The sequence below is a fragment of the Roseovarius sp. E0-M6 genome, from assembly GCF_037083845.1.
Lineage (GTDB): Bacteria > Pseudomonadota > Alphaproteobacteria > Rhodobacterales > Rhodobacteraceae > Roseovarius.
Map to the genome: position 1 here is coordinate 40,063 of NZ_JBAPLA010000002.1, position 25,285 is coordinate 65,347.

Genomic DNA, 25,285 nt, shown 5'->3' on the forward strand with positions numbered 1-25,285 from the left:
GACGGCATCGCTGTTTACAAAGGCGCCGGGGCCCGCTCCGGCGCCTTTCTCGTTTTAAATCGGACGCAAAACCGCCCCCGGATTCATGATCCCGTGAGGGTCCAGCGCGGCCTTGATCGCGCGCATCGCCGCAAGTTTGGTTGGATCGCCGTAGCGTTCCAGATCATCCACCTTGAGGCGTCCGATCCCGTGTTCCGCACTGACCGAGCCGCCCATCTCATGCACGAGGTCATGGATCGCTCGCTTGATCCGGTCCCTAGCCTCCTGATGGTCCTGCCGTGTCTCCCCGTGGGGTGGAAAGACATTGTAATGCAGATTGCCGTCGCCAAGATGCCCGAAACAGTTGATCCGAAACTCGCCAATCGCGGCCACGACCTCGCGGCCCCGCGCGATAAAGCCCGGCACCTCGCCAAGCGGCAGGGAAATATCGTGCGAACTGACCGACCCGATGCGCCGATTCGCTTCGGGGATATGTTCCCGCACATCCCAAAGTTCGGCCCTTTGCGCCTGTGACTGGGCAATGATCCCGTCGCTCACGAGACCCGCTTCGAACCCCGCTTCGAACAAGGTCTCAAGCATGGTAGACGGATCAAGCCCGTCGGGCAGACCAGTTTCGACAAGAACCATCCATTCGGGTGGCTCGTCGAAAGGACGTCGGATATCCGGAAGCGTTTCTTTCAGGAAATCCAGCCCCTGACGATGCATGAGTTCGAATGCACTTATGCCGCCACCCGTCAGTTTCTGAGCCATGTGCAGAAGGCTCAACGCGGCCTCGGGACTGGCCACCGACAAAAGTGCGGTTCCTTCGCCCGCAGGCTGAGGCACAAGCCGCAACGCCGCAGCCGTGATAACCCCCAGCGTCCCTTCGGACCCGATAAGCAGGTTCCGAAGGTCATAGCCGGTATTGTCTTTTCGAAGGCGCTTGAGGCCGCGCCATATCTGTCCATCCGGCAACACGGCCTCAAGCCCCAAGCACAGGTCACGCGCGTTTCCGTATCTCAGAACATTGACCCCGCCCGCATTGGTGGCGAGCAGGCCGCCAATCCGCGCGGTGCCCTTGGCCGCGATACTTAGCGGAAAAAGACGGTCTTGCTGTGCCGCCGCATCATGGATGTCGGACAGAATCGCACCGGCCTCGACGATCATGACATTCTCACTGGCATGAATGTCGCGAACCTTGGTCATTCGCTCCAGACTAAGCAGCACGGGGGCCGGGGCATTCGGGGACAGTTGCCCGCCAACAAGGCCCGTGCCCCCGCCATAGGGAATCACCGGGACATGCGCAGCATTGGCCATGGAGATCAGCGTTGCCACATCCTCCACGCAATCCGGCGCAACGACCGCACCTGCGACGCCTGTCCAGCGGCCTCGCGGCTCCTCGAGATAGCGTGGCTCAACCAAGCGGAACGCGGCCTCGGGCAGCGCGCCTTTGAGAGATCTGACAAAACTGTCATCAGCGGGGAAAAGTGTCATGAGCGCGACCCTAAAGCGTTTTGCGAAGAACCTGAATCACAGATTTTCGCGAAACGCCTTAGCGCGCCGGGCACGGAGGGTGAAGGTTAAGAATGCCTGAGACCTGCGTCCGTGGCGCATTTTGACAGAGCGCACGATATCACGTATAGGTTGTGTCACATTGGAGGAAACGTCTGAACGGTCCGGGTCATGCCCGCGGCCGTTTTTTTCGTGCCTCTCGTGCGCAGGGAGTTTCATCAACCCGCATGAGGCAATGAGCAAGCATGACATCAGATACGCGCGGCAGCAAACCGCACGGGCTGAGTACCTCGGTCGTCAGGCTGCAGCAGCAGCTTTGTGACATGACACTCGAACTTGAAACCATTCAGCGACAGCTGAGCCGCGGCACGCCAGGCGTGCTGGGCAATTCGGGGCGACTGATCGCGGATATCCGACAGTGGCTCAAAATCGCAATGGAAGCGGAGGCAGACCTTGAGAGACGTGGAAAAGAAACCAACCATTCATCGGTCGGATACGACCTTGACCTCGACGCGGCAAAGCATTCGATCGGGTGCCGATTGGATCGTCTCAGGCGGTCCAGAGATACAGGACGCCTTCCTGAATGATCTCAGCGACCGAGAGCTTTTGGCGCTGCCCTATCTGTTCGAGTTCTGGGCGCTTGAGCATCAGTTACCCCCAGCCGAAGATTGGAAAACCTGGGTCATCATGGGCGGACGCGGCGCGGGCAAGACACGCGCCGGCGCGGAATGGGTGCGAACACGGGTCGAGGGTGCGGGGCCGCTTGATCCCGGCCCCTGCCGCCGACTCGCCCTTGTGGGCGAAACCGTGGATCAGGTGCGCGAGGTCATGGTGTTTGGCGAAAGCGGTATCATGGCCTGTTCACCCCCGGACAGGAAGCCGGATTGGCAAGCCTCGCGAAAAACCCTTGTTTGGCCCAACGGCGCCGAAGCACAGGTTTTTTCGGCGCACGAGCCTGAAGCCCTGCGCGGACCGCAATTCGACGCGGCATGGCTGGATGAACTGGCAAAATGGAAAAAGGCACAGGACACGTGGGATATGCTGCAATTCGCCCTGCGGCTGGGGGACGATCCGAGGATCTGCATCACCACGACACCGCGCAATGTGGGGGTGTTGAAGGATATACTCACGGCCGCCACGACGGTGGCCACCCACGCCCCCACAGAAGCCAATCGTGCCAACCTTGCCGATAGTTTCCTCGAAGAGGTCAGGGCCAGGTATGCCGGCACCCGGCTGGGACGACAGGAACTGGACGGTGTTCTTCTGGACGAGACCGAAGGCGCGCTCTGGACCCTGCCAATGCTGGACACGGCCCGCGTGAACAGCCCCCCCGACCTCGACAGGATCGTCGTGGCGGTTGACCCGCCGGTCACGGGACACGCAGGTTCGGACGAATGCGGTATCATTGTCGCCGGCGTGGTCTGCAAGGGGGCGGTTCAGGAATGGCGTGGCCATGTCCTTGCTGACCGGAGCGTGACCGGAGAAAGCCCGTCTGGCTGGGCCGGGGCCGCAGTCCGCGCGATGGAAGAATTCGGCGCGGACAAACTTGTCGCCGAAGTCAATCAGGGGGGCGACCTGGTCGAGACGGTCATACGCCAGATCGACCCCTTGATACCGTTCAAATCCGTTCACGCCAGCCGCGGCAAAACGGCCCGAGCAGAGCCCGTTGCCGCACTCTATGAGCAGGGGCGGATTTCACATGGGTCAAATCTGGAACGTCTGGAGGACCAGATGCGCGCAATGACGGCAATGGGCTATGAGGGCCGCGGCAGCCCTGATCGGTTGGACGCGCTTGTCTGGGCTCTGCACGAATTGATTATCGAGCCATCCGCCAAATGGCGCCGTCCGAGCGTGCGCGCGGTGTGATTCAGATTTCTTAAACTTTTCAGGCTGGAATGCTTTCAAACGGGTCAGGCACCCAGTGACATTCATCAGGAGTAGCAGCGCATGATCCTCGACTTCTTTCGCCAGACTTCCGCAGAGGCTATTACGCCGGAAGCCAAGGCCAGCGCGGCGGGGCCTGTCATGGCGTGGCACGGCGTGGGCCGCGTCGCGTGGACCCCTCGCGACACGGCCAGCCTCACGCGGAATGCCTTCAGCGGAAATCCCGTGGGCTTTCGGTGTGTCAAGATGATCGCCGAGGCTGCCGCAGCCCTTCCACTGGTGCTTCAGGATCGAACCCAACGCTATAGTGAGCATCCTCTCATTTCATTGCTGCGTCGCCCCAATCCGGCGCAGGGCCGCGCCGAACTTCTTGAGGCGCTTTACGGGCAAATCCTGCTGACCGGCAATGGATACGTGGAAGCGGTTGGACAGGAAGCGGGCTTTCCCGTCGAGCTTCACATTCTCCGCTCGGACCGGATGAGCGTGATCCCCGGCGCGGACGGATGGCCGATGGGCTATGAATACAACGTCAGTGGCCGAAAGCATCGGTTTGACGTGAGCCAAGGCCACCCAAGCGTCTGCCATCTGAAAAGCTTTCATCCTCAGGACGATCACTATGGTCTTTCCCCGCTTCAATCGGCGGCACAGGCGGTCGATGTACACAACAGCGCAAGCAAATGGTCCAAGGCGTTGCTCGACAATGCGGCGCGCCCGTCGGGCGCGATCGTCTATCGCGGCACCGACGGTCAAGGCAGCCTGAGTTCGGATCAATACGACCGCCTTGTAAGCGAGATGGAAAGCCACCATCAGGGCGCCCGAAATGCAGGCCGGCCAATGCTGCTGGAAGGCGGGCTCGACTGGAAGCCAATGGGGTTCAGCCCATCAGACATGGAGTTTCAGAAGACCAAAGAGAACGCGGCACGCGAGATCGCCTTGGCCTTTGGTGTGCCTCCGATGCTTCTGGGTGTTCCGGGCGACGCGACCTATGCCAACTATCAGGAAGCAAATCGCGCGTTCTATCGCCTGACGATCCTGCCGTTGGCCGCGCGCGTCAGCGCCACTTTGTCGGACTGGCTCTCCGGATTTTCGGTCGATGCACTCGAGCTTTCTCCCGACCTCGATCAGGTTCCGGCGCTTGCCGCTGAACGCGATGCACAATGGAATCGCGTTGTCGCCGCAGATTTTCTGACGCGGGCGGAAAAACGAACGATCCTTGGCCTTCCAACCGAGGCGGAGGATGCCGAGTGACGGACAATACAACCACCCTTGGCGACAAGCCGCCCTATGTGCCGTTCGAAAGCACGCAGGCGATGTTCCGGCACCTCGAAAAGCGGCTTTCTGCCGTTGAAACACATCTCGGCGCCATCGAAACGGACCGGGCCGTGAGCGAGGAAAAACGCAAATTCATGGGGGCACGGTTCAACGAGATCGACCGTCGCCTGGACAAGATCGACGGACATATTTCACGGCTTGTCTGGCTGATCATCGCGGCGATCCTGGGCGGGTTCATGTCCTTCGTCATGCAAGGGAGCGTCTTGAATGGATAATCAGCCGAACAGGGGCTTGGTGTCGGTGCCCGACGATCCCCCTCTCTCAAGGAGTTGCGCAATGACCCCACACAGCGGACTTGAACAAAAATTCTGCACATTCGGAGACGGCCTGACAGTTGCCGAAGGCACGATTATCGAAGGCTACGCAAGCCTGTTCGGCGACGAAGACAAGGGGGGCGACATCGTCGAGCCGGGCGCATATGCCAAGTCTCTCGTCGCACTCGGGAATAGCGGGCGGCAGGTCAAGATGCTCTGGCAACATGACCCCGCGCAGCCGATTGGCGTATGGGATGAAGTGCGCGAGGACGGGCGTGGCCTTTATGTGAAAGGCCGCCTCCTTGAAACGGTCGCCCGTGCGCGCGAGGCAGCGGCATTGATCGCGGCGAACGCGATTGACGGGCTCAGCATCGGATACCGGACCGTCAAGGCGGTCAAGAATGACAAGGGCCAGCGGCTCTTGAAGGAACTGGAGCTGTGGGAAGTGTCACTCGTGACGTTCCCGATGCTTCCCAGTGCGCGGATCGGGGCGAAGGGCGAATTGGCCGACGCTACGGACCTGCGTGAACTGGCGGCGACCATAAAGGCCGCACGCCGGGAGTTGGCGCAGATGTAGCGCCTGGGACGATCTCAGAACCAATACAGGATCATGTGATGAGCAATACCGAGGAAACCTCTCGGACCGGGGAAGATGTGTCTCCGGTGGCCGAGGTGAAATCCGCGATGGCGGGGTTCATGACCGACTTCAAAGGCTTTCGGGCCGACATCGACACGAGACTCCAAAATCAGGAAGAGAAAATGAAAATGATCGAACGCAAGACCTTTGCACCAGCTCGCCCCACGCTCGCGGCAAATCCGGACGCGGGCGCACCGCATCAAAAAGCTTTCAATGCCTATTTGCGGTCGGGGGACGATGACGCGCTTCGGGGTCTCGAACTCGAGGAAAAGGCGCTGTCTGGTTCGGTTGCGGCTGATGGCGGATACCTCGTGGATCCCCAAACCGCCAATACGATCAAAACGACGCTTTCTGCGACCGCATCGATCCGGTCCATCGCAAATGTCGTCAGCGTCGAGGCCACGTCGTTCGATGTGCTGATCGACCACACGGATCTCGGTCACGGTTGGGCCAGTGAAACCGCCGCTGTCACCGAAACGGGCACACCCGCCATAGACCGCATCACAATCCCACTTCATGAACTGAGCGCGCTACCAAAGGCCTCTCAGCGCCTTCTGGACGACAGTGCGTTCGACATCGAAGGCTGGCTTGCGACGCGCATCGCCGACAAGTTTGCGCGGGCCGAGGCGTCGGCATTTGTCAATGGTGACGGCGTGGACAAACCCACGGGTTTCCTGACCAAGACGGCCGTGGACAATGATGTCTGGGCGTGGGGTAATCTTGGCTATGTGCCAACCGGCGCAGACGGCGATTTCAACGGTGCGGACGCCATCATTGATCTGGTCTATGCCCTTGGCACCGAATACCGCGCACATGCGACCTTCGTGATGAATTCCAAGACCGCAGGCGCCGTGCGCAAGATGAAGGATGCCGATGGCCGCTTCTTGTGGTCCGACGGTCTCGCTGCGGGTGAACCGGCGCGACTGATGGGGTATCCCGTGGTTGTCGCCGAGGACATGCCGGATATCGCGAGTGATGCGACGGCGATCGCCTTCGGAGATTTTTCGTCGGGCTATACGGTGGCGGAACGTCCTGATCTGCGTGTTCTGCGCGATCCCTTCAGCGCCAAACCGCACGTGCTCTTCTACGCGACCAAGCGCGTGGGCGGTGACGTGAGCGACTTTGCCGCGATCAAGCTGCTGAAGTTCGCCACCTCCTGATCCAACCATCAACGGGCGGGGCTTGCCCCGCCCAAGACGCTCATCCAACGGCCAAACCAGTTGCCGAGCGTCCCGATGGTGTCGACTATTTCGGAGTAAATCCATGATTCTTATCGAAGAAACTGCTGTCCCCCAGGCTGCGTTGCCTGTCGTCCAGCTCAAGGCCCATCTGCGCCTTGGCACAGGTTTTTCTGACGATGACGTGCAGGATGCTGTTCTGGAGAGTTTTCTTCGAGCCGCGTTTGCCACGATCGAAGCCCGCACCGGCAAAATCCTGATCGAACGCGAGTTTTCCTGGGAGCTCACACGCTGGCAGACTCCATGTGAACAGGCGATGCCGGTTGCGCCGATCTCTCTGATCATCAGCTTTGGACTCCGCAACAGGATGGACGACACAGAGATTGTCGATCCTTCGGAGTACAAGCTTCTGCCGGATATGCAGCGCCCTGTCATGCGTTCAACTGGCGTGAACCTGCCCGTCATTCCAAAGGGCGGCGCAGCGGATATCAGGTTTATCGCGGGCTTTGGCTCCACTTGGGGCGCTCTCCCTGCGGATCTGGGACAGGCGGTCTTGCTGCTTGCGGCGCATTTCTACGAACATCGCAACGAAACGGCGATGTCCGACGGCAACATACCTTTCGGAGTATCGAGCCTGATCGAACGCTATCGCACCGTTAGGCTTTTGGGCGGAGGACGTGATTGATGCGACGCTCTGTTCAACTCAACCGCCGCCTGACACTCGAAACCCCGCAACGACAGCCAGACAGCGCCGGGGGTTATCAGGAAACCTGGATCGCGGCCGGGCACATCTGGGCCCAAGTTGCGGCCCGCACGGGGCGCGAAACGGCCGGTGGCGGTGCCGTCCTGTCGACAACCGCCTATCGGATCACGGTTCGCTCCGCTCCGTTCGGCGCGCCCTCACGGCCCTCTCCCAATCAACGGTTTCGCGACGGCGACCGGCTGTTTCGGATCGTGTCCGTCGCAGACCGCGACACCGATGCGCGCTTTCTGGTCTGCTATTGCGAAGAGGAGGTGGCCGTATGAGTTATGGCATGTCATCCGCCCTGCAATCGGCCATCTTTCAGCACCTGAAAGATGACGCCGCACTCACCACGCTCGTCGGCTCGGCCATCTATGATGCTCTGCCCGCCGGTCCGCTCCCCTCTCTTTATGTCGTGCTTGGCCCCGAGAATGTGCGGCCTGCCACAGATCAGAGCGGCGGCGGAGCATGGCACCGCATCACCCTTTCGGTGATCACGGATGGGGCCGGATTTCAGGCCGCCAAGGATGCTGCCGGGGCGCTAAGCGATGCCTTGTGCAACGCATCGCTTGCGCTGTCGCGTGGGCGGCTTTCGGCGCTTAATTTCTACAAAGCCCGCGCCCGACGCGAAGGCAGCAGCGAGATACGACGCATCGACATCACTTTCCGCGCTCGCGTGGAAGACACGCACTGATCCCATATTTACGGAGATACGAGAATGGCTGTTCAAAATGGTAAGGACCTGTTGATCAAGGTCGATCTGACGGGCGATGGAAATTTCCAATCGGTGGCGGGGCTTCGCGCCACGCGCATCAGTTTCAATGCCGAAAGCGTCGACGTGACAAGCCTTGAAAGCCAAGGCGGCTGGCGGGAATTGCTGTCGGGCGCGGGCGTGAAAACCGCCGCCATCAGCGGCTCGGGCATCTTTCGCGACGAGGCATCGGATGAACGCGTGCGGCAGATATTCTTCGATGGAGAGACCCCGGATTTTCAGGTGATCATCCCTGATTTCGGCACGGTGACCGGCGCCTTTCAGGTCGCCTCAATAGATTATGCAGGCACCCATGACGGCGAGGCGACTTACGAATTGTCACTGTCATCGGCAGGCCAGATCACTTTCACGGCGGCATGAAGCGATGGCGAATCCATGGGCAGGAGAAGTCGCACTGATAATGGATGGCGAACGCCGGGTGCTCAAGCTGACGCTAGGGGCTCTGGCGGAACTCGAGGCCACGCTTGGCTCGGGGTCGCTGATCGCCCTTGTGGAACGGTTCGAGAACACTGAGTTTTCAACGCGTGATGTTCTGGCGCTTGTGACGGCGGGGCTTCGCGGTGGCGGATGGACAGGCCAAGGTTCCGACCTTCTGTCCGCCGACATCGAAGGAGGGCCGGTGCAGGCCGCCCGCGTCGCCGCCGAGTTGTTGGCGCGGGCCTTTACCCTACCGGAGGAAACATGACGCGGTTCGACTGGCCCGAGCTTCTGCGCGCAGGGTTGTGCCGCCTTGGGCTGCAACCCGGTCAATTCTGGGCGCTCACCCCTGTCGAGCTTTCGATGATGCTTGGTCAGGGAAACGGCGTTGTCGCGTTGGACCGTGACCGGCTCGAACACCTCATGCACGCCTATCCCGATCAAACTGGAGACACCGAAAATGGATGACCTGGAAAGGCTGGATGACCTCGATAGCCAGCTCGACTCACTCGAAACGGGCATGTCAGGCGCGGCGGATGTGGCCGCGGCCTTCAATTCCGAAATGGCCCGTGTCCGTAACTCGTTCGAACGCACGGGGCGCGATGTCGCCACGCTTGAACGCGGCATGAGCACCGGCCTGCGCCGCGCGATCAAGGGCGCCGTGGTGGATGGCGACAGCCTCTCTTCGTCACTCCGGTCTCTGGCGAGCACGATGATCAACACCGCGTTCAATGCCGCGGTGCGACCCGTCACGGATCATATCGGTGGGGTTCTGGCGAAAGGGGTCGGCAACCTCGTTGGTGGGCTTTTCAAGTTCGAACAGGGCGGAAGCTTTGCTCAGGGGCGGGTCATGCCCTTTGCCAATGGTGGGGTCGTCAACGGCCCCGTCACCTTTCCGATGCGGCGCGGCACGGGGCTCATGGGCGAAGCGGGGCCCGAAGCGATCATGCCGTTGGCGCGCGGCCCGGATGGCAAGCTCGGAGTGCGCAGTGCCAGCGCGGGCGCGCCTGTGAACGTGGTCATGAACATCACCACCCCGGATGTCGGAGGCTTTCAACGAAGCCAAGGGCAGATCGCCGCGCAGTTGGGCCGCGCCATCGGGCGCGGTCAGCGCAACAGGTAAGACAAAGGGAGACGGATCATGGGATTCCACGAGATACGCTTTCCCGCCAATCTGAGCTTTGGCTCGATCGGCGGGCCGGAACGGCACACCGATGTGGTCACACTTGCGAACGGGTTCGAAGAGCGCAACACGCCGTGGGCGCATTCGCGCCGTCGCTATGATGCGGGCGTGGCGATGCGTGGTCTCGATGACATCGAGACCCTCATCGCGTTTTTCGAAGCCCGTCAGGGGCAGGTTTTCGGCTTTCGCTGGAAAGACTGGTCAGATTACAAATCGGGGTCTGCGCTGGCCGAGCCGGACTACCGGGATCAAATCATCGCCATCGGGGATGACCTGACCGCGTCTTTCCCCCTGACCAAGACATACCGATCAGGTGATCACAGCTATTATCGCCCGATCACCAAACCCGTTCAGGGCACCGTCAAGGTCGGCCTTTCCGAAGAACAGCAACAGGAAGGTATTCATTTTGAAGTCGACACCGCCACCGGCATCGTGACCTTCGCCCACCCCCCCAATACCGGCCTTGAGATCACGGCGGGGTTCGAATTCGACGTGCCGGTGCGCTTTGATACGGATCGCATTCAGACAAGCATGGCCAGCTTTCAGGCCGGCGATGTGCCCAATGTGCCTGTGGTGGAGATCCGGGTATGAGCGGGTTTGATGCAGGCTTGCAGGCCCACCTCGAAACGGGATTCACCACGACCTGCCGCTGTTGGGCGCTGACCCGCCCTGATGGCACCGTTCTGGGCTTCACCGACCATGACTGCCAGCTTGAGTTCGACGGGATCAAATTCAAGGCGAATACCGGGCTGAGCGCACTCGCCTTGCAGCAATCGACCGGCCTGTCGGTCGATAACACCGAAGCGATCGGCGCCCTGACCGATGCGGCCATCACGGAAACCGATGTCGAGGCCGGCCGCTATGACGGGGCCGAGATCCGCGCCTGGCTCGTCAACTGGACCGACGTCGCACAACGGCACCTTCAGTTTCGCGGCACAATCGGAGAGCTGCGCCGAAGCGGCGGTGCCTTTGACGCAGAGCTGCGCGGGCTGACCGATGCGCTGAACCGTCCCTTGGGCCGCGTCTATCAGAAACCATGCACCGCGGTTCTTGGCGATCGCGATTGCGGCGTCGCGCTTGGGTCACCCGGCTATAGCGTCGAATTGATGCCTGTCTCGGTCGAAGAGCGGCGCATCTTTCGATTCGAGCCTCTTGCCGGGTTCGAACCCGGCTGGTTTCAGCACGGTATCCTGAAGGCCCAAACCGGCAGGGCCAAGGGCCTCAGCGGGTCGATAAAACGGGATTACGCCGAACACGATGTGCGAGTGATCGAGCTTTGGCACCCGATCCGCGACACGCTCGACGCCTCGGACCGGGTCATGTTGCGCGCCGGCTGCGACAAGCGTTCTGCAACCTGCCGCGCAAAATTCAACAACCTGCTTAACTTTCAGGGGTTTCCCGACATCCCCGGCGATGACTGGACCCTCACGGACCCGGCCAAGGCAGGTGATCTATCAGGAGGCAGCCGTAGAAAATGAGCGATCTGACTGACAAGGTTGTCACCGCCGCCCGTGGCTGGATCGGGACGCCATATCGACATCAGGCCGCGATAAAGGGCGCTGGCGCCGATTGTCTGGGCCTGCTTCGCGGTGTCTGGCGCGAGGTGCTGGGAAAAGAACCCGAAACGCCACCCGCCTATTCGATGGATTGGTCCGAACCGTCGCGCGATGAGGTTCTCTGGGCGGCGGCACGGCGACACCTGCACCCCAAGCCTCTGTTGTCCGAAGCACCGGGAGATGTGCTCTTGTTTCGGATGCGTGATGGGTCTGTGGCCAAACATCTGGGTATCGCGGGCCGTATCGGCAAACAGGCAAGCTTTATTCATGCCTATTCAGGTCACGCGGTCGTTGAAAGCCCGCTGAGCCCGCCATGGCACCGGCGCGTCGTAGCGCGCTTTTCATTCCCCGAGGAGGTTCTCTGATGGCGACTATCGTTCTTTCGGCTGTCGGGGCCGCGGTCGGCGGCTCTATCGGTGGCTCTGTGCTGGGTCTTTCCGCTGCTGCCATCGGCCGTTTTGCTGGGGGGGTCATCGGCCGGTCAATTGATCAAAGGCTCCTGGGTCAAGGCTCGGAAGTCGTGGAAACCGGACGTGCCAACCGCCTGCGCCTTACAGGTGCGGGCGAGGGCGACACCGTAGCACAGGTCTATGGCCGGATGCGCATCGCCGGACAGATCATCTGGGCCACCGAGTTCCGTCAGGACGTCACCGTGACCGGTGGCGGCGGCGGCGGCGGCGGCAAAGGAAGGCCGCGCCCGCCGCAACCCACCACGCGCAACTACAGCTACTCGGTGAGTCTGGCCATCGCGATCTGCGAAGGCGAAATCACAAATCTGGGCCGGGTCTGGGCCGACGGCACGGAGATCGCACCCGGCAGTCTCGCCATGCGCATTTACAAGGGCACACACGATCAGCTCCCCGACCCCCGCATCGAAGCAGTCGAGGGGGCAGGCACGGTGCCGGCCTACCGGGGCACCGCCTATGTGGTGATCGAGGATCTGGACCTTGGAAGCTACGGCAACCGTGTGCCCCAATTCACGTTTGAAGTGACACGTCCCGCACAACCCCATCAGCAAAACGGCTCAGATGATCCCGTTCACGCCTTACGCGCGGTCGCGCTTCTTCCCGGCAGTGGTGAATACACTCTCGCCACCACGCCCGTGACCATGAATTTCGGGGCGGGGTCATCCGGCTTGGCCAACGTCAACTCTCCGTCTGGCAAGTCTGATTTCGCCACCGCGCTCGACGCGTTGACGGGCGAACTCCCCAACTGCGGGGCCACATCTCTTATCGTAAGCTGGTTCGGGGATGACTTGCGCTGTGACAGCTGCACAATCCGACCCAAGGTTGAGCAGCAGCAATACGACGCCTCGAACATGCCATGGCAGGTCACCGGCCTGACCCGAGCAACGGCACAGCCGGTTCCCGAAGATAGCAGCGGCAGCATCGTCTATGGAGGAACGCCCGCAGACGCGGCGGTGATAGAAGCCATTCTGGGGCTTCAGCAGTCAGGTCAGGAGGTGATGTTCTATCCGTTCATCCTCATGGATCAAACGGCGGGTAATACCCTGCCCGACCCCTATAGCGAAGCCCTGTCTCAACCCGTGCTGCCATGGCGCGGGCGCATCACCCTGCCTGTCGCACCCGCGCGCACCAACAGCGACGACGGCACACCGGCCGCAGTGACCCACGTCGCCACCTTCTTCGGAACGGCCACCGCAGTGGATTTCACCATTTCTCCGGTCAGCACGTCCGCGCCCACCCAATCCAACGGAGCCAAAGACCTGCTAAGCTATGGCGGCGTGGTCAAGCACAGCCCAGTGACCTATACAGGCCCCGAGGAATGGGGCTATCGCCGCTTCATATTGCATAACGCCGCGCTTTGTGCCGCCGCCGGCGGCGTCGAAAGTTTCTGTATCGGCTCCGAAATGCCCGGCCTGACGCAGATTCGTGGGCCCGGCAACAGCTTTCCCGCCGTGGATCAGTTGATCGCGCTGGCCGCCGAAGTTCGCATGATCCTCGGCCCCGATACAAAGATAAGCTATGCTGCAGATTGGTCCGAATATTGGGGCTATCAGCCAAAGGACAGCCCGGGTGATCGTTTCTTTCACCTCGATCCGCTCTGGGCTGATCCCAACATCGACTTCATCGGTATCGACAACTACATGCCGCTTTCCGATTGGCGCGACGGCACTGATCACCTCGATGCCAGCGTCGGCTCGATCTATGATCCCGGCTATCTCAAATCCAACATCGAAGGCGGCGAAGGCTATGACTGGTTCTATCACTCGGACGAGGCCCGCTCGGCCCAGATCCGAACCCCCATCACAGACAAGGCCGAATCCGAGCCTTGGGTATGGCGCTACAAGGACATCCGCAACTGGTGGTCAAACGGTCATCATGACCGTGTGAACGGCGTCCGGCTCGAGGTTGCATCGCCCTGGATTCCAAAATCCAAACCCATCCGCTTTACCGAGTTTGGCTGCGCGGCCATCGACAAGGGGACGAACCAGCCCAACAAGTTCGTTGACCCGAAATCCTCGGAATCCTCACTGCCCTATTTTTCCTCGGGCCGCCGGGACGATCTGATGCAGGTGCAATACCTGCGTGCCATGACCGAATACTGGTCCACCCCTGAAAACAATCCCCTGTCCCCAGAGTATGACGGGCGGATGATCGACATGGAGCGCGCCTATGTTTGGGCATGGGATGCGCGTCCCTTTCCGTTCTTTCCCAACAATCAGACACGTTGGGCAGACGGCGCGAATTATGCTCGCGGCCACTGGATCAGCGGCCGTATATCGGGCCGAACGCTCGCCAATGTGGTGGATGAGATCGTTAGCCGCGCAGGGATGCGTCATCACGATGTTTCGGGCCTGCACGGATTTGTCCGTGGCTATTCGGTCGAGCAGGTCGGCGAGGCGCGCGCGGCGCTGCAACCGCTGATGCTGCGCTACGGCTTCGATGCGATTGAACGTGATGGCAAACTTCTGTTCCGAATGCGCGATGGCCTTCCTGATGCCGTGATAGACCCCGCACACCTTGTCCGCGATCCTCAATCCGGTCAGACCCTTGAGGAAACCCGCGCCAGCATGACCGAAATTGCCGGCCGCGTGCGATTGCGCTTCGTCGAAGCGGACGCCGATTTCGAGGTGATCGCCGAAGAGGCCATCCTGCCCGATGACGCGACACATGCCGTTTCAACCTCCGAAATGCCCCTCGCGATGACCCGCGCCGAAGGGCGTGCCACGGTCGAGCGCTGGTTGTCCGAGGCACGCGTGGCAACAGACAGCTTGCAACTCACCCTGCCCCCGTCATCGCTTGGATTGGGGGCAGGTGATGTGATCGCACTTGCCGAAGCGGGCGGTAGCGGCCATTTCCGAATCGATCGCGTCGAACAGATGGGCACCGCCCAAAGCATCGAGGCCGTGCGGATCGAACCTGAATCCTATCGCCCCGTGGACATCACCGAGGAGCCCCCCGCAACGCGGCCCTTCATCTCGCCCGTTCCGGTCTTTCCCTTGTTTCTCGACCTTCCCCTCATGACAGGGGCCGAGGTTCCGCATGCACCGCATATCGCACTGGGCGGGACACCTTGGCCCGGGTCCGCCGCGATTTATGCCTCTGACGCGGATGCCAACTACCGCCTGAACAGCGTGGTCGACATCCGGTCGCGCATCGGCATCACACAGACCCCGCTCCTCGCGGCGGCACCAGGCCTTTTGGATCGTGGCGAAGGGCTCGCCGTCAGCATGCTGCATGGTCAGCTCGAAAGCATTTCCACGGACGATTTACTCGCCGGGGGCAATCTCTGTGCCATCGGCGACGGGACACCCGATGGATGGGAGATCATGCAGTTCCGCGACGCTGAACTGGTAGATCAGGACACCTATTTCCTGCACACCCGCCTGCGCGGACAGCTTGGAACCGACGCCCTGATGCCCGCCGAATGGCCGAGCGGAAGCTATATTGTCATGCTCGATGGCATACCCGAGCAAATCCAGCTTGCCGATGCACAGCGCCGCCGCGCGCGGCACTACCGGATCGGCCCCACCGGCAGACCGGTTGACGACCCATCCTACCAACACGCGGTGATCGCGTTCGAAGGGGTCGGCCTGCGACCCTTTGCTCCCGTGCATCTCACGGCGCGCGACACGGGCGGCGGCATTACCCTCTCATGGGTGCGTCGCACGCGTATCGACGGTGACCGCTGGGAAACCCCTGACGTGCCGCTCGGAGAGGAGCGCGAACTCTACCTCGTCCAGGTCAGTCAGAACGGCTCCGTTTTGCGCGAACAGATCGTTGAGACGCCCAACTGGACCTACAGCGCCGCAAACCGTGCATCGGATGGACTGACCGGGGGGATCACGCTCGCGGTCGCACAAATCTCCGGTCTCTTCGGTCCCGGTGCCTTCGCAAGCCTCGAGATCACGGCCTGACCGTCACCCTTTGGCACATTGCACGCATCTCTGCGAGGCCGGATCAAGGTTCAGCCGCGCATGAGCAATCTCGTCACCGCAATCTTCACAATATCCGTATTCGCCCTCATCAATGCGTCCAAAAGCGGCTTTGAGCCTCCGTCGCTCTATATCGCGGCGGGTTGCGCTTGCCTTGGCCATGGCTTGGTTCTGCAATGCGTCCATGCGTGACAGGCGCCCAACGGACTGCTGGTCAAGTTCTACCGTTGCCTGCCCTTCGCTGCCCAGTTCGTCCTCGTGCGCCAAGGCATCAAGACGCGCCGCAATGATTTCGCGAAATCTGTTCAGTTCGGCATCATTCATTCTGCTGATCCTCCCGATCACGCCTTTGCATTTTCCCTCCGGTTCTTATCTGGTATACTGACGCCCGAGTTCTAGGAGCAGCCCGATGGCAAACACACATGCGAAACTGGCCGAATTCGACCCGGTTTGGAAGCGGATTACCGAAGAGGCCAAGGACACCATCACGCAAGAGCCGCTGATGGGTGGCCTCGTCCATTCTTCGATCCTGCACCATAAAACCATCGAATCGGCCCTTGCCTATCGAATCTCGCTCAAGCTCGCGTCCAGCGAAATGCCCGAGCAGATCCTGCGCGAGATTTGTGATTGGGCCATGGCCAACGACCCCGACATATCACTCGCCGCGCGGGCCGATATCGTTGCGGTCACCGATCGCGATCCGGCCTGCGACCGCTTCCTGCTGCCGATGCTGTTCTTCAAGGGCTTTCAGGCCATTCAGGCCTACCGCATCGCCCATTGGCTTTGGGACAATGACCGCAAGGACATGGCGCGCTTCTTTCAAATGCGCTGCTCCGAGGTGTTCGGCGTGGATATCCACCCGGCCGCCCGCGTTGGCAAAGGCATCATGATCGATCACGCTCATTCCATCGTGATCGGTGAAACCGCCGTGGTGGGCGACAACGTGTCGATGTTGCACTCGGTCACCCTCGGCGGCACCGGCAAGGAAGAAGAGGACCGCCACCCTAAGATCGGCGACGGCGTTCTCATCGGCGCGGGCGCCAAGGTGCTGGGCAATATCAAGGTCGGATACTGCTCACGCATCGCAGCCGGCTCCGTGGTTCTCGAAGAAGTGCCGCCCTGCAAAACGGTGGCAGGCGTTCCCGCCAAAATCGTCGGCGAGGCAGGCTGCGCACAGCCATCGGTAGCAATGGATCAGCTTTTGGGCGTGCGCTAAAGCGCGTGGCCCAAGACGGGCTCGGCCTTTTGCCCCTCGAACATGCGCAAAGATAAAGCGTTTTGCGAAAAACCCAGACCACAGATTTTTGCGAAACGCGGCGCGACATTCAGGCGTTGCACGCGTTACTACCCCTGTTCAAGACGCTCGACAGAGACAGGTGAGGGAGCGTCCAGTTGGTGAACTTCCTCCACTTGGATGCTTGACCATTGCCATGGGGCAAGGGCCATCAATGCAACGGTCGCTGTTATCGTCAGTGCCTTTGTCATGTTCACCTCCATCTTTTCGCGCGATGAAATCTGCACGACAAAGATGAACAATCCGTATGTGCTATACAAAAACAGCCCGCACGCGGCGGGCTGTTATCCGATAACAAATCTCAATTTCGAGCATTACGCCAGCATCACCATCGGGTTTTCGAGGTTCTGCACGATCTGCTCAAGAAGCTCGGCCCCCAGCGCGCCGTCAATGACCCGGTGATCAACCGAAAGCGTCACCGACATCACCGTCGCCACGGTAAGTTCACCATCCGCGCCGACCACCGGCTTTTTGACCCCGGCCCCGACGGCAAGGATCGCGCCATGCGGCGGATTGATGACGGCATCGAAATTGTCGATCCCGAACATGCCAAGGTTCGACACCGCAAAGCTTCCGCCCTGATATTCATGCGGTGCAAGCTTCCGGTCGCGCGCACGGCCGGCAAGGTCTTTCATCTCCGCACTCAGCGCCGAAAGCGATTTCATTTCGGCGTCCTTGAGCACCGGCGTAAAGAGCCCGCCCTCGATCGTCACGGCCACGGCCACATCCGACGGGCGCAACTTGAGCAGCCGGTCACCGGCCCAGACGGCATTGGCATCCGGCACCGACTGAAGCGCCAGGGCGCAGGCCTTGATGATGAAATCATTCACCGAAAGCTTCACATCCCGGCCTTCCAACTGCTTGTTCAGCTGGCTGCGGAACTTCAAAAGCGCATCAAGCTTGATGTCCCGGCGAAGATAGAAATGCGGGATCGATTGCTTTGCCTCGGTAAGACGCGCCGCGATTGTCTTGCGCATCCCGTCGAGCGTGACTTCCTCATAGTCGCGCCCTTCATACATGGCGGCGACCTGACTGGCCGACGGTCCGGACGGTGCGGCTGCTTTCGGCGCCTCGTCGGCTTTCTTGGCCGGGGCCTCCCCGGTCTTGGCCTTGCCCGGTTGCGCCGCTTCCACGTCGACTTTGACGATCCGTCCGCGCGGGCCCGATCCTTCGATCTGGCTCAGGTCAAGTCCCTTGTCCGCGGCGATCCTCCGTGCCAGAGGCGACGCGAAGATACGCTTGCCATCCGCATCCTGAGGCGCTGCGGGTGCTTTGGTGTCGGAGGCCGGGGCGCCCGATTTCGGCGCCGCCTCCTCACCCGAATAACCACCGGCGGCAGGCTCTTGCTCGGGGCCGGGCTGCGTTCCGCTGCCCTCCTCTGCGGGCTTCGGCTCGGCGCTGACCTCGCCGATGTCATCGGCGCTCTCACCTTCCTCGAGCAGCACGGCGATGGGCGTATTGACCTTCACCCCTTCGCTGCCTTCCTCGATAAGGATCTTGCCGATGGTGCCTTCGTCCACGGCCTCGAACTCCATCGTGGCCTTGTCGGTCTCGATCTCGGCCAGAAGGTCGCCGGAATTGACCTCGTCACCCTCCTTGACCAACCATTTGGCAAGTGTGCCCTCTTCCATCGTGGGCGAAAGGGCGGGCATCAGAATTTCTGTCGGCATCACTCAATCTCCTCGACAAGAACGCGGTCCCATGGGGCCTTGACCCAACCACCGTCGATCCGGGCGGTATAGGCCCCAAGGATATGCGGCAGATTATCGATCAGCCACGCATGACGCTGATCATCGCTCGCACCTTCTTCCAATTCGTCGTCCACGAACTCGCGCGGCACGACAATGCGATAGCGCCCGTCGCCCGAAGGCCCCTCGAGGACATAGGCATCGCGGCTGCTGTTGAACTCGAACCCATCACTCATCTGTAGGTCACTTTGTTCACCGCCTCGATCACCTCGGCGGTCGATGTCAGGGCCAGTTTCTCAAGGTTCGCGGCATAGGGCATCGGGACATCCTTGCCCGTGCAATTGATCACCGGCGCATCGAGATAGTCAAATGCCCGCTCCATCAGTGTCGCAGAGATATGGTTGCCGATGCTCGCCACCGGGAATCCCTCTTCGACGGTGACACAGCGGTTTGTCTTCATCACCGACGCGATCACCGTGTCATAGTCGAGCGGGCGCAGCGTGCGCAGGTCGATCACCTCGGCGCTCACGCCGTCCTCGGCCAGCTTCTCGGCGGCCTCAAGCGCATAGGTCATGCCGATGCCAAAGCTCACGATGGTCACGTCTGTGCCCTCGCGCCAGATGCGCGCCTTGCCGAAAGGCACGGTGAAGTCGTCGATCGCGGGCACCTCGAAGGACTTGCCATAGAGAATCTCGTTCTCAAGAAAGATGACCGGGTTCGGGTCGCGGATCGCGCTTTTCAAAAGACCCTTGGCATCCGAGGCCGAGTAGGGCTGAACCACCTTGAGCCCCGGAATATGCGAATACCATGCCGCATAATCCTGACTGTGCTGCGCGCCCACGCGTGCGGCGGCACCGTTCGGACCACGGAACACGATATGCGTGCCAAGCTGACCGCCCGACATGTAATTCGTCTTGGCTGCCGAGTTAATGATCTGGTCGATCGCCTGCATGGCGAAGTTCCACGTCATGAATTCCACGATAGGCTTGAGTCCGCCCCACGCCGCACCAACGCCAACCCCGGCAAAGCCATGCTCGGTGATCGGGGTGTCGATGACGCGCTTGGCGCCGAATTCATCAAGAAGGTTCTGAGTGATCTTGTAGGCACCCTCATACTCGGCCACCTCCTCGCCCATGATGAAAACATCCTCATCGGCGCGCATCTCTTCGGCCATCGCCGAATTGATCGCTTCGCGCACCGTCATGGATTTCATCTCGGTGCCCTCGGGCCAGTCGGGCTCGGTGTTGGGCGAAAGGTTCTCTGCCTCCGCCGGGCCGGTATCGGGCTTTACCTCGGCAGGAAGCGGTTTGCCCATGGCGTCACCGTCGCCGTCATCCTCTCTGTCCGTTTCGGGTGCGCTCTGACCCGAAGAAGAGGCGTCTTCGATATCGTCGGCGCTTTCGCCTTCCTCGAGCAGCACGGCAATGGGCGTATTGACCTTCACCCCTTCGCTGCCTTCCTCGATAAGGATCTTGCCGATGGTGCCTTCGTCCACGGCCTCGAACTCCATCGTGGCCTTGTCGGTCTCGATCTCGGCGAGGATATCGCCGGAATTGACTTCGTCACCTTCCTTCACCAGCCACTTGGCCAGTGTGCCCTCTTCCATCGTGGGGCTCAGGGCGGGCATGAGAATCTCTGTCGGCATTGTCTGTCCCTCCCTCTCAGGCTTCCACGTAGATGTCTGTCCAAAGCTCGGCCACATCCGGCTCGGCGCTTTCCTTGGCGAATTCGGCGCTGTCGTTCACGACGCTCTTGATCTCCTTGTCGATCGCCTTGAGATCATCCTCGCTAGCATGCTTGCCCTGCAGGAGAAGATCGCGCACATGCTCGATACAGTCCTTCTCCTCACGGATTTTCTGCACCTCTTCGCGGGTCCGGTATTTCGCCGGGTCCGACATCGAGTGTCCGCGATAGCGATAGGTCTTCACCTCAAGGATATAAGGCCCCTTGCCTTCGCGACAGTGCGCGACGGCCTTGTCGCCGGCATTCTTAACCGCAAGCACGTCCATGCCGTCCACCGCTTCGCCGGGGATGCCGAACGCCTCGCCGCGGGTAAAGATATCGGGGGTCGAGGTGGACCGCTTCTGCGAAGTGCCCATCGCGTATTGGTTGTTCTCGATCACGAAAACCACCGGAAGCGACCAGAGCGCGGCCATGTTGAACGTCTCGTAGACCTGCCCTTGGTTCGCCGCGCCGTCACCAAAATAGGTGAAGGTCACGTTGTCATTACCCTTGTATTTGTCCGCAAAAGCGAGGCCCGCCCCCAGCGGCACATTGGCGCCCACGATGCCGTGTCCGCCATAGAAATCCTTCTCCTTGGAGAACATGTGCATCGAGCCGCCCTTGCCCTTGGAATATCCGTCCTCGCGGCCCGTCAGCTCGGCCATGACACCCTTGGGGTCCATCCCACACGCCAGCATGTGACCGTGGTCGCGATAGGTGGTGATGCGCTTGTCGCCCTCCTTGGCTGCGGCCTCGAGCCCGACAACAACGGCTTCCTGTCCGATATAAAGATGACAGAAACCGCCGATCAGGCCCATGCCATAAAGCTGACCGGCCTTTTCCTCGAATCGTCGGATCAGAAGCATGTCGCCGTAATACGACTTCAGTTCCTCAGCGGATACATTTGGCTTGTTTGACTTTTTCGGGGCTGCCATCGGTGGTCGTCTCCCTTTATGCACACATAGTTTAGTATTAAACTATCTAATACACGATCCCGCGCCAAGATGCGAGACCGAATTGACGCAAGGTCCGTTTCACGCAGACCTTCGCGCGATGATCCGCGCCATATCAAGCATGCGGCACGAAAACCCCCATTCGTTGTCATACCAGCCGAACACCCTGAGCAACCCGCCCGCGCTGACCGAGGTTTCATGCCCGCACATCACCACGGATTCAGACCGCCCGCGCAGGTCACTCGACACGAGCGGCTGCTCGGTCCAGCCAAAGATCGGCCCCTCAGACGCCGCCGCGCGCAGCATCGCGTTCACCGTCTTTACATCAACGTCGCGCCCGGTCTGCACGGTCAGGTCGATGGCCGATACGCTCGCTGTCGGCACCCGGATGGCCCGCGCCTCGATCCGCCCCCTGAGCTTGGGCAGAACCAGCCCGGTCTGATGCTGCGCGCTCGTGGTCGTTGGCACCATCGACAGCGCGGCGGCGCGGCTCCGCTCGGGCGCGCCGCGCGGCTTGTCGACCGTAGGCTGTGACCCGGTATAGCAATGCACCGTCGTCATCTGCCCGCTCACGATCCCGAACGCCTCGTCCAGACGCCGCGCCAGCGGCGCCAATGCGTTCGTCGTGCAAGACGCGTTCGAGATGATCCGCTCATCGCGCAGATCGCCCTCGTTTGCCCCGAGGACCAGCGTGATATCGGCCTCCTTCGATGGCCCCGAGACCAGAACCGCCGCCGCCCCCGCGGCAAGCCCGCGCTCGGCCACGGCGCGCGCGCCCGCCATGCCCGTGCATTCCAGAACGACGTCCACACCAGAGAGGTCCAGCTCACTCAGATCCGATGCCGCCCGGAACGGAATCGCCCGGCCATCAACGACAAGCGCCTCGTCTTGCGTCTCGACCGTGCCGGGCCACGGGCCGAACACGCTGTCATATTGGAAAAGATAGGCACAGGTTTCCAGCGGCTCGATATCATTAATCAGGACCAGTTCCAGATCGTCACCATTGGCCATCAGGATACGCAGGATGGCCCGGCCGATACGGCCAAACCCGTTGATCGCGATGCGGATCGGGCGCTGTGCCATGACGATTCTCCTCACCTCACACCTGCATGGCTAGCCCAGTTGCAGAGCCAAGGCCACCCGCGCCGCGCTCTCACCCGTCTTGTCTCGGGTCTGCGCATCCTCTATGCCCCGCTCATGCTGGACGACACAGACGATATCCACCCGCTTTTCCATGGCGCCCCCCGCAGCACGGAGTTCCGCAAGCTGCGCAAACGGATCGTGCGCCAAACCCGCGAGGCGGTCGAGGATTTCGGCATGGTCGAACGCCCCACCGACGGGACCAAGCCAAAATGGCTGGTTTGCCTGTCCGGCGGCAAGGACAGCTATACCCTGCTGGCCGTTCTGCACGAACTGCAATGGCGTGGCCTGTTGCCGGTCGAAATTCTCGCCTGCAATCTGGATCAGGGACAGCCCGGCTTCCCGGCCACGGTGCTGCCGAAATTTCTTGAGGATATGCGCGTTCCCCACCGGGTCGAATATCAGGACACTTATTCCGTCGTCGTGGACAAGGTGCCGGCGGGCCGGACCTTTTGCGCGCTCTGCTCCCGGCTCCGGCGCGGGCACCTCTATCGCATCGCACGCGAGGAGGGGTGTTCGGCCGTGGTGCTTGGGCATCACCGTGATGATATCCTTGAGACCTTCTTCATGAACCTCTTTCACGGCGGGCGCCTCGCCACCATGCCGCCCAAGCTCGTCAACGAAGAAGGCGACCTCTTCGTCTATCGCCCGCTTGCCTATGTGGCCGAGGCCGATTGCGGCAAATTCGCCCGCGCGATGGACTATCCGATCATTCCCTGTGATCTCTGCGGCTCTCAGGACGGGCTGCAACGGCAACAGGTGAAACAGATACTCGACGGATGGGAGGCCAACAGCCCCGGTCGTCGTCAGGTCATGTTCCGGTCGCTGATGAACGCGCGGCCCTCGCACCTACTTGATCCGAAACTGTTCGATTTTCAGGGACTTGTCCGCCACTCTGGCGAAGTTGATGAAAATGCGCCGGAAATCCCGGTGCTGCGTTAAGCGGACATTCGCGGGCCTTCGATAGGGTCCGGGCAACGGTGTGGCAAAGGCCGCACAGCTTGCCGATCGCGGGGTCTGCCGATGTCACTTCGCCCAAAGGGCCTTATTATGAAATCCCGCGCCCTGCACCCCGCGTTTGGCGGTGTGATGGTCGCCTCTCTGCCCGCCTTGATGCTTCTCCTCTTCTGGCTGGGGGGGGGAGGCGGCGATGATCCTTCTCGCGCTGCTATTGCCTGCTGGCCTTGCGGTTGCGGCGATCGCGCGGGCCCGTCGCGGCGCCCAGGGCGCTGATGCATCACACGAAGACGATCTTCTCGATGTCATGAACAAACTCGTGACGCGCGCCCAGATATCTGAGCGTCAAACGGCATGCATTCTCGTCGCGCTTGACCGTGCGGCGGACCTCACCGACCGTTTCGGGGGCGCGGCACTGGATGACACCATGGCGCGGCTTCTCGCGCGGCTTGGGCGGTGCCTGCGCGAACAGGACCACCTTCAGATCGCGGACACCGCCACATTCTGTGTCGTGCTGTCACCCGTTCCGACCCTCTCGCCGGATGACGTCCTGCGGCTGGCTGACCGGCTTCAGGCCACGGTCGAGGGGGGCGTGACCGGAACACCGCCTGCGCACCTGACCGCGTCGGTCGGCGTTTCGCTTTCCGGGACACTGCGCCGCCGCTCCGCGACCGCGCTTCTTGATGCCGCGCAGATCGCGCTTGATGACGCACAACAGCATGGGCCTGCCGCCGTGCGTGTCCATTGTCACGACATGCGCGGCACGCCGAAAACTCCGCTCTGCCCCGAGATTGCGACCGCGCTCGACATCGGCGAAATCCGGCCATGGTATCAGCCCCAGATAAGCACCGAAACAGGCCACATCACCGGGGTCGAGGCACTGGCGCGGTGGTGCCACCCGGCACGCGGCATGATCGCGCCCGCAGGCTTCCTGCCCGCCCTCGAAGACGCGGGCAGGCTTGGGAAATTGGGGCGCATCATGCTCGATCACGCGCTCTCTGACCTGCGAAAATGGGATGCCGCCGGGCTTCACGTGCCCCATGTCAGCCTGAATTTCTCGGGCGAGGAATTGCGCAATCCGCGCCTCGCCGATCAGATCGGCTGGACGCTTGATCGCCACGGCATCGCACCGGATCGCCTGTGCATCGAGTTGCTGGAAACCGTTGTGGCCTCGGCGGCGGACGATGATATCGTCGCTCGCACAATCGGCCTGCTTGCGGCGATGGGCTGCCGGATCGACCTTGATGATTTTGGCACCGGCCACGCCTCAATCTCGACATTGCGGGGCGTCGATGTTCACCGGCTCAAGATCGACAGGTCTTTCGTCTCGCGCCTCGATCGGGAACCGCGTCAACAGCGGCTGGTCTCGGCCATCCTGCTCATGGCCGAACAGCTTGACCTCGACACGCTGGCCGAAGGCGTCGAAACCCCGGCCGAGCATGCGCTTCTGGCGCAGCTTGGCTGCCGCCACGTGCAGGGATTCGGTATTGCGCGGCCCATGCCCGCCGATCAATGCGCCGACTGGATTGCCGCGCATGCCGCCTCAATTCCGCCTCTCCCGCTCATCCAGCGCGGCATTGGCTGAACCCGACCCCGCCATCAGGCGTTTTCTTCTCGAAAACCCCCGCGTCACAAGGCCCGGTGCGGGGGAAATCCCTTGACCTTTGGTCGCGCACTCTGTTGAAC

Annotated in this window: 26 protein-coding genes; 19 read left to right on the forward strand and 7 right to left on the reverse strand. The window is 61.4% G+C overall.

From position 1 onward, the window contains the following. Positions 1-54: 54 nt before the first annotated feature. Positions 55-1,473 (reverse strand): FAD-binding oxidoreductase, encoded by a 1,419-nt coding sequence (locus V8359_RS06540; protein WP_336427968.1) that lies wholly within the window; start codon positions 1,471-1,473, stop codon positions 55-57. A 540-nt stretch (positions 1,474-2,013) separates the two neighbouring features. On the opposite strand from V8359_RS06540, the gene V8359_RS06545 reads away from it, so the two are divergent. The 16 genes from V8359_RS06545 to V8359_RS06620 all read left to right on the forward strand — a co-directional run bounded on the left by V8359_RS06545 (position 2,014) and on the right by V8359_RS06620 (position 15,827). After that, complete coding sequence (locus V8359_RS06545; RefSeq protein WP_442970345.1) at positions 2,014-3,357, forward strand: DNA-packaging protein; 1,344 nt, start codon at positions 2,014-2,016, stop codon at positions 3,355-3,357. A gap of 81 nt (positions 3,358-3,438) precedes the next feature. Next, on the forward strand, positions 3,439-4,623 hold the full coding sequence (locus V8359_RS06550; protein ID WP_336427969.1) for a phage portal protein: 1,185 nt from the start codon (positions 3,439-3,441) through the stop codon (positions 4,621-4,623). Further along, positions 4,620-4,922 (forward strand): hypothetical protein, encoded by a 303-nt coding sequence (locus V8359_RS06555; RefSeq protein WP_336427970.1) that lies wholly within the window; start codon positions 4,620-4,622, stop codon positions 4,920-4,922. The genes V8359_RS06550 and V8359_RS06555 overlap by 4 nt, the downstream gene beginning before the upstream one ends. 61 nt (positions 4,923-4,983) lie before the next feature. Continuing rightward, positions 4,984-5,538, forward strand: a complete 555-nt coding sequence (locus tag V8359_RS06560; protein WP_336427971.1) for an HK97 family phage prohead protease — start codon at positions 4,984-4,986, stop codon at positions 5,536-5,538. Positions 5,539-5,576: 38 nt separating this feature from the next. Then, positions 5,577-6,758 (forward strand): phage major capsid protein, encoded by a 1,182-nt coding sequence (locus V8359_RS06565; RefSeq protein WP_336427972.1) that lies wholly within the window; start codon positions 5,577-5,579, stop codon positions 6,756-6,758. A 103-nt stretch (positions 6,759-6,861) separates the two neighbouring features. Further along, positions 6,862-7,461 carry a head-tail connector protein gene (locus V8359_RS06570; RefSeq protein ID WP_336427973.1) on the forward strand — a complete coding sequence of 200 codons (600 nt, stop codon included), beginning with the start codon at positions 6,862-6,864 and terminating at the stop codon, positions 7,459-7,461. Continuing rightward, positions 7,461-7,802: a head-tail adaptor protein gene (locus V8359_RS06575; protein ID WP_336427974.1), complete on the forward strand. Its 342-nt coding sequence runs from the start codon at positions 7,461-7,463 to the stop codon at positions 7,800-7,802. The genes V8359_RS06570 and V8359_RS06575 overlap by 1 nt, the downstream gene beginning before the upstream one ends. Further along, positions 7,799-8,212, forward strand: coding sequence for a DUF3168 domain-containing protein (locus V8359_RS06580; protein ID WP_336427975.1), 414 nt, complete (start codon positions 7,799-7,801; stop codon positions 8,210-8,212). The genes V8359_RS06575 and V8359_RS06580 overlap by 4 nt, the downstream gene beginning before the upstream one ends. Positions 8,213-8,236: 24 nt before the next feature. Beyond that, complete coding sequence (locus V8359_RS06585; RefSeq protein ID WP_336427976.1) at positions 8,237-8,650, forward strand: phage major tail protein, TP901-1 family; 414 nt, start codon at positions 8,237-8,239, stop codon at positions 8,648-8,650. Between the two features lie 4 nt (positions 8,651-8,654). Continuing rightward, the gene (locus tag V8359_RS06590) at positions 8,655-8,975 is read left to right on the forward strand and encodes a gene transfer agent family protein (protein ID WP_336427977.1); all 321 of its coding nucleotides are present in this window, start codon (positions 8,655-8,657) and stop codon (positions 8,973-8,975) included. After that, positions 8,972-9,175 (forward strand): rcc01693 family protein, encoded by a 204-nt coding sequence (locus tag V8359_RS06595; protein WP_336427978.1) that lies wholly within the window; start codon positions 8,972-8,974, stop codon positions 9,173-9,175. Before V8359_RS06590 ends, V8359_RS06595 begins: the two co-directional genes overlap by 4 nt. Then, positions 9,168-9,830: a phage tail tape measure protein gene (locus V8359_RS06600; RefSeq protein ID WP_336427979.1), complete on the forward strand. Its 663-nt coding sequence runs from the start codon at positions 9,168-9,170 to the stop codon at positions 9,828-9,830. Before V8359_RS06595 ends, V8359_RS06600 begins: the two co-directional genes overlap by 8 nt. Before the next feature lie 18 nt (positions 9,831-9,848). Beyond that, positions 9,849-10,481 (forward strand): DUF2460 domain-containing protein, encoded by a 633-nt coding sequence (locus tag V8359_RS06605; RefSeq protein ID WP_336427980.1) that lies wholly within the window; start codon positions 9,849-9,851, stop codon positions 10,479-10,481. Continuing rightward, positions 10,478-11,368 (forward strand): DUF2163 domain-containing protein, encoded by an 891-nt coding sequence (locus tag V8359_RS06610; RefSeq protein ID WP_336427981.1) that lies wholly within the window; start codon positions 10,478-10,480, stop codon positions 11,366-11,368. The genes V8359_RS06605 and V8359_RS06610 overlap by 4 nt, the downstream gene beginning before the upstream one ends. Next, positions 11,365-11,811, forward strand: coding sequence for an NlpC/P60 family protein (locus tag V8359_RS06615; RefSeq protein ID WP_336427982.1), 447 nt, complete (start codon positions 11,365-11,367; stop codon positions 11,809-11,811). Before V8359_RS06610 ends, V8359_RS06615 begins: the two co-directional genes overlap by 4 nt. Continuing rightward, a complete protein-coding gene (locus tag V8359_RS06620) occupies positions 11,811-15,827 on the forward strand; it encodes a baseplate multidomain protein megatron (protein ID WP_336427983.1) in 4,017 nt (1,338 codons plus the stop codon). The genes V8359_RS06615 and V8359_RS06620 overlap by 1 nt, the downstream gene beginning before the upstream one ends. A gap of 3 nt (positions 15,828-15,830) precedes the next feature. Here the strand turns inward: V8359_RS06620 and V8359_RS06625 are convergent, their stop codons facing one another. After that, complete coding sequence (locus tag V8359_RS06625; protein WP_336427984.1) at positions 15,831-16,169, reverse strand: TraR/DksA family transcriptional regulator; 339 nt, start codon at positions 16,167-16,169, stop codon at positions 15,831-15,833. Positions 16,170-16,254: 85 nt separating this feature from the next. Between V8359_RS06625 and cysE the strand changes: the two genes are divergently transcribed. Continuing rightward, complete coding sequence (gene cysE / locus V8359_RS06630; RefSeq protein ID WP_336427985.1) at positions 16,255-17,061, forward strand: serine O-acetyltransferase; 807 nt, start codon at positions 16,255-16,257, stop codon at positions 17,059-17,061. Between the two features lie 392 nt (positions 17,062-17,453). Here cysE and V8359_RS06635 read toward each other — a convergent pair whose 3' ends face one another. From V8359_RS06635 to V8359_RS06655, 5 genes are all read right to left on the reverse strand, one after another. Beyond that, positions 17,454-18,809, reverse strand: a complete 1,356-nt coding sequence (locus tag V8359_RS06635; protein WP_336427986.1) for a pyruvate dehydrogenase complex dihydrolipoamide acetyltransferase — start codon at positions 18,807-18,809, stop codon at positions 17,454-17,456. After that, positions 18,809-19,063, reverse strand: coding sequence for a hypothetical protein (locus tag V8359_RS06640; RefSeq protein WP_336427987.1), 255 nt, complete (start codon positions 19,061-19,063; stop codon positions 18,809-18,811). The genes V8359_RS06635 and V8359_RS06640 overlap by 1 nt, the downstream gene beginning before the upstream one ends. Then, positions 19,060-20,472, reverse strand: a complete 1,413-nt coding sequence (locus V8359_RS06645; RefSeq protein ID WP_336427988.1) for a pyruvate dehydrogenase complex E1 component subunit beta — start codon at positions 20,470-20,472, stop codon at positions 19,060-19,062. The genes V8359_RS06640 and V8359_RS06645 overlap by 4 nt, the downstream gene beginning before the upstream one ends. Positions 20,473-20,488: 16 nt before the next feature. Further along, positions 20,489-21,484 carry a pyruvate dehydrogenase (acetyl-transferring) E1 component subunit alpha gene (pdhA, locus tag V8359_RS06650; protein ID WP_336427989.1) on the reverse strand — a complete coding sequence of 332 codons (996 nt, stop codon included), beginning with the start codon at positions 21,482-21,484 and terminating at the stop codon, positions 20,489-20,491. 99 nt (positions 21,485-21,583) lie between these two features. Next, positions 21,584-22,585: a type I glyceraldehyde-3-phosphate dehydrogenase gene (locus V8359_RS06655; protein WP_336427990.1), complete on the reverse strand. Its 1,002-nt coding sequence runs from the start codon at positions 22,583-22,585 to the stop codon at positions 21,584-21,586. 114 nt (positions 22,586-22,699) lie between these two features. Between V8359_RS06655 and ttcA the strand changes: the two genes are divergently transcribed. After that, on the forward strand, positions 22,700-23,584 hold the full coding sequence (gene ttcA / locus V8359_RS06660) for a tRNA 2-thiocytidine(32) synthetase TtcA (RefSeq protein WP_336428595.1): 885 nt from the start codon (positions 22,700-22,702) through the stop codon (positions 23,582-23,584). Positions 23,585-23,792: 208 nt separating this feature from the next. Continuing rightward, positions 23,793-25,184 carry a putative bifunctional diguanylate cyclase/phosphodiesterase gene (locus V8359_RS06665; RefSeq protein WP_336427991.1) on the forward strand — a complete coding sequence of 464 codons (1,392 nt, stop codon included), beginning with the start codon at positions 23,793-23,795 and terminating at the stop codon, positions 25,182-25,184. Positions 25,185-25,285 lie beyond the last annotated feature (101 nt).

Bases quoted from the DNA above. Each gene is read 5' to 3' on its own strand.
- V8359_RS06615 (WP_336427982.1), top strand. From the start codon at position 11,365: ATGAGCGATCTGACTGACAAGGTTGTCACCGCCGCCCGTGGCTGGATC.
- V8359_RS06655 (WP_336427990.1), bottom strand. From the start codon at position 22,585: ATGGCACAGCGCCCGATCCGCATCGCGATCAACGGGTTTGGCCGTATC.
- V8359_RS06580 (WP_336427975.1), top strand. From the start codon at position 7,799: ATGAGTTATGGCATGTCATCCGCCCTGCAATCGGCCATCTTTCAGCAC.
- V8359_RS06585 (WP_336427976.1), top strand. From the start codon at position 8,237: ATGGCTGTTCAAAATGGTAAGGACCTGTTGATCAAGGTCGATCTGACG.
- V8359_RS06575 (WP_336427974.1), top strand. From the start codon at position 7,461: ATGCGACGCTCTGTTCAACTCAACCGCCGCCTGACACTCGAAACCCCG.
- V8359_RS06590 (WP_336427977.1), top strand. From the start codon at position 8,655: ATGGCGAATCCATGGGCAGGAGAAGTCGCACTGATAATGGATGGCGAA.
- ttcA (WP_336428595.1), top strand. From the start codon at position 22,700: ATGCTGGACGACACAGACGATATCCACCCGCTTTTCCATGGCGCCCCC.
- pdhA (WP_336427989.1), bottom strand. From the start codon at position 21,484: ATGGCAGCCCCGAAAAAGTCAAACAAGCCAAATGTATCCGCTGAGGAA.
- V8359_RS06610 (WP_336427981.1), top strand. From the start codon at position 10,478: ATGAGCGGGTTTGATGCAGGCTTGCAGGCCCACCTCGAAACGGGATTC.
- V8359_RS06620 (WP_336427983.1), top strand. From the start codon at position 11,811: ATGGCGACTATCGTTCTTTCGGCTGTCGGGGCCGCGGTCGGCGGCTCT.
- V8359_RS06605 (WP_336427980.1), top strand. From the start codon at position 9,849: ATGGGATTCCACGAGATACGCTTTCCCGCCAATCTGAGCTTTGGCTCG.
- V8359_RS06565 (WP_336427972.1), top strand. From the start codon at position 5,577: ATGAGCAATACCGAGGAAACCTCTCGGACCGGGGAAGATGTGTCTCCG.
- V8359_RS06570 (WP_336427973.1), top strand. From the start codon at position 6,862: ATGATTCTTATCGAAGAAACTGCTGTCCCCCAGGCTGCGTTGCCTGTC.
- V8359_RS06665 (WP_336427991.1), top strand. From the start codon at position 23,793: ATGATCCTTCTCGCGCTGCTATTGCCTGCTGGCCTTGCGGTTGCGGCG.
- V8359_RS06625 (WP_336427984.1), bottom strand. From the start codon at position 16,169: ATGAATGATGCCGAACTGAACAGATTTCGCGAAATCATTGCGGCGCGT.
- cysE (WP_336427985.1), top strand. From the start codon at position 16,255: ATGGCAAACACACATGCGAAACTGGCCGAATTCGACCCGGTTTGGAAG.
- V8359_RS06645 (WP_336427988.1), bottom strand. From the start codon at position 20,472: ATGCCGACAGAGATTCTCATGCCCGCCCTGAGCCCCACGATGGAAGAG.
- V8359_RS06550 (WP_336427969.1), top strand. From the start codon at position 3,439: ATGATCCTCGACTTCTTTCGCCAGACTTCCGCAGAGGCTATTACGCCG.
- V8359_RS06560 (WP_336427971.1), top strand. From the start codon at position 4,984: ATGACCCCACACAGCGGACTTGAACAAAAATTCTGCACATTCGGAGAC.
- V8359_RS06540 (WP_336427968.1), bottom strand. From the start codon at position 1,473: ATGACACTTTTCCCCGCTGATGACAGTTTTGTCAGATCTCTCAAAGGC.
- V8359_RS06640 (WP_336427987.1), bottom strand. From the start codon at position 19,063: ATGAGTGATGGGTTCGAGTTCAACAGCAGCCGCGATGCCTATGTCCTC.
- V8359_RS06635 (WP_336427986.1), bottom strand. From the start codon at position 18,809: ATGCCGACAGAAATTCTGATGCCCGCCCTTTCGCCCACGATGGAAGAG.
- V8359_RS06595 (WP_336427978.1), top strand. From the start codon at position 8,972: ATGACGCGGTTCGACTGGCCCGAGCTTCTGCGCGCAGGGTTGTGCCGC.
- V8359_RS06600 (WP_336427979.1), top strand. From the start codon at position 9,168: ATGGATGACCTGGAAAGGCTGGATGACCTCGATAGCCAGCTCGACTCA.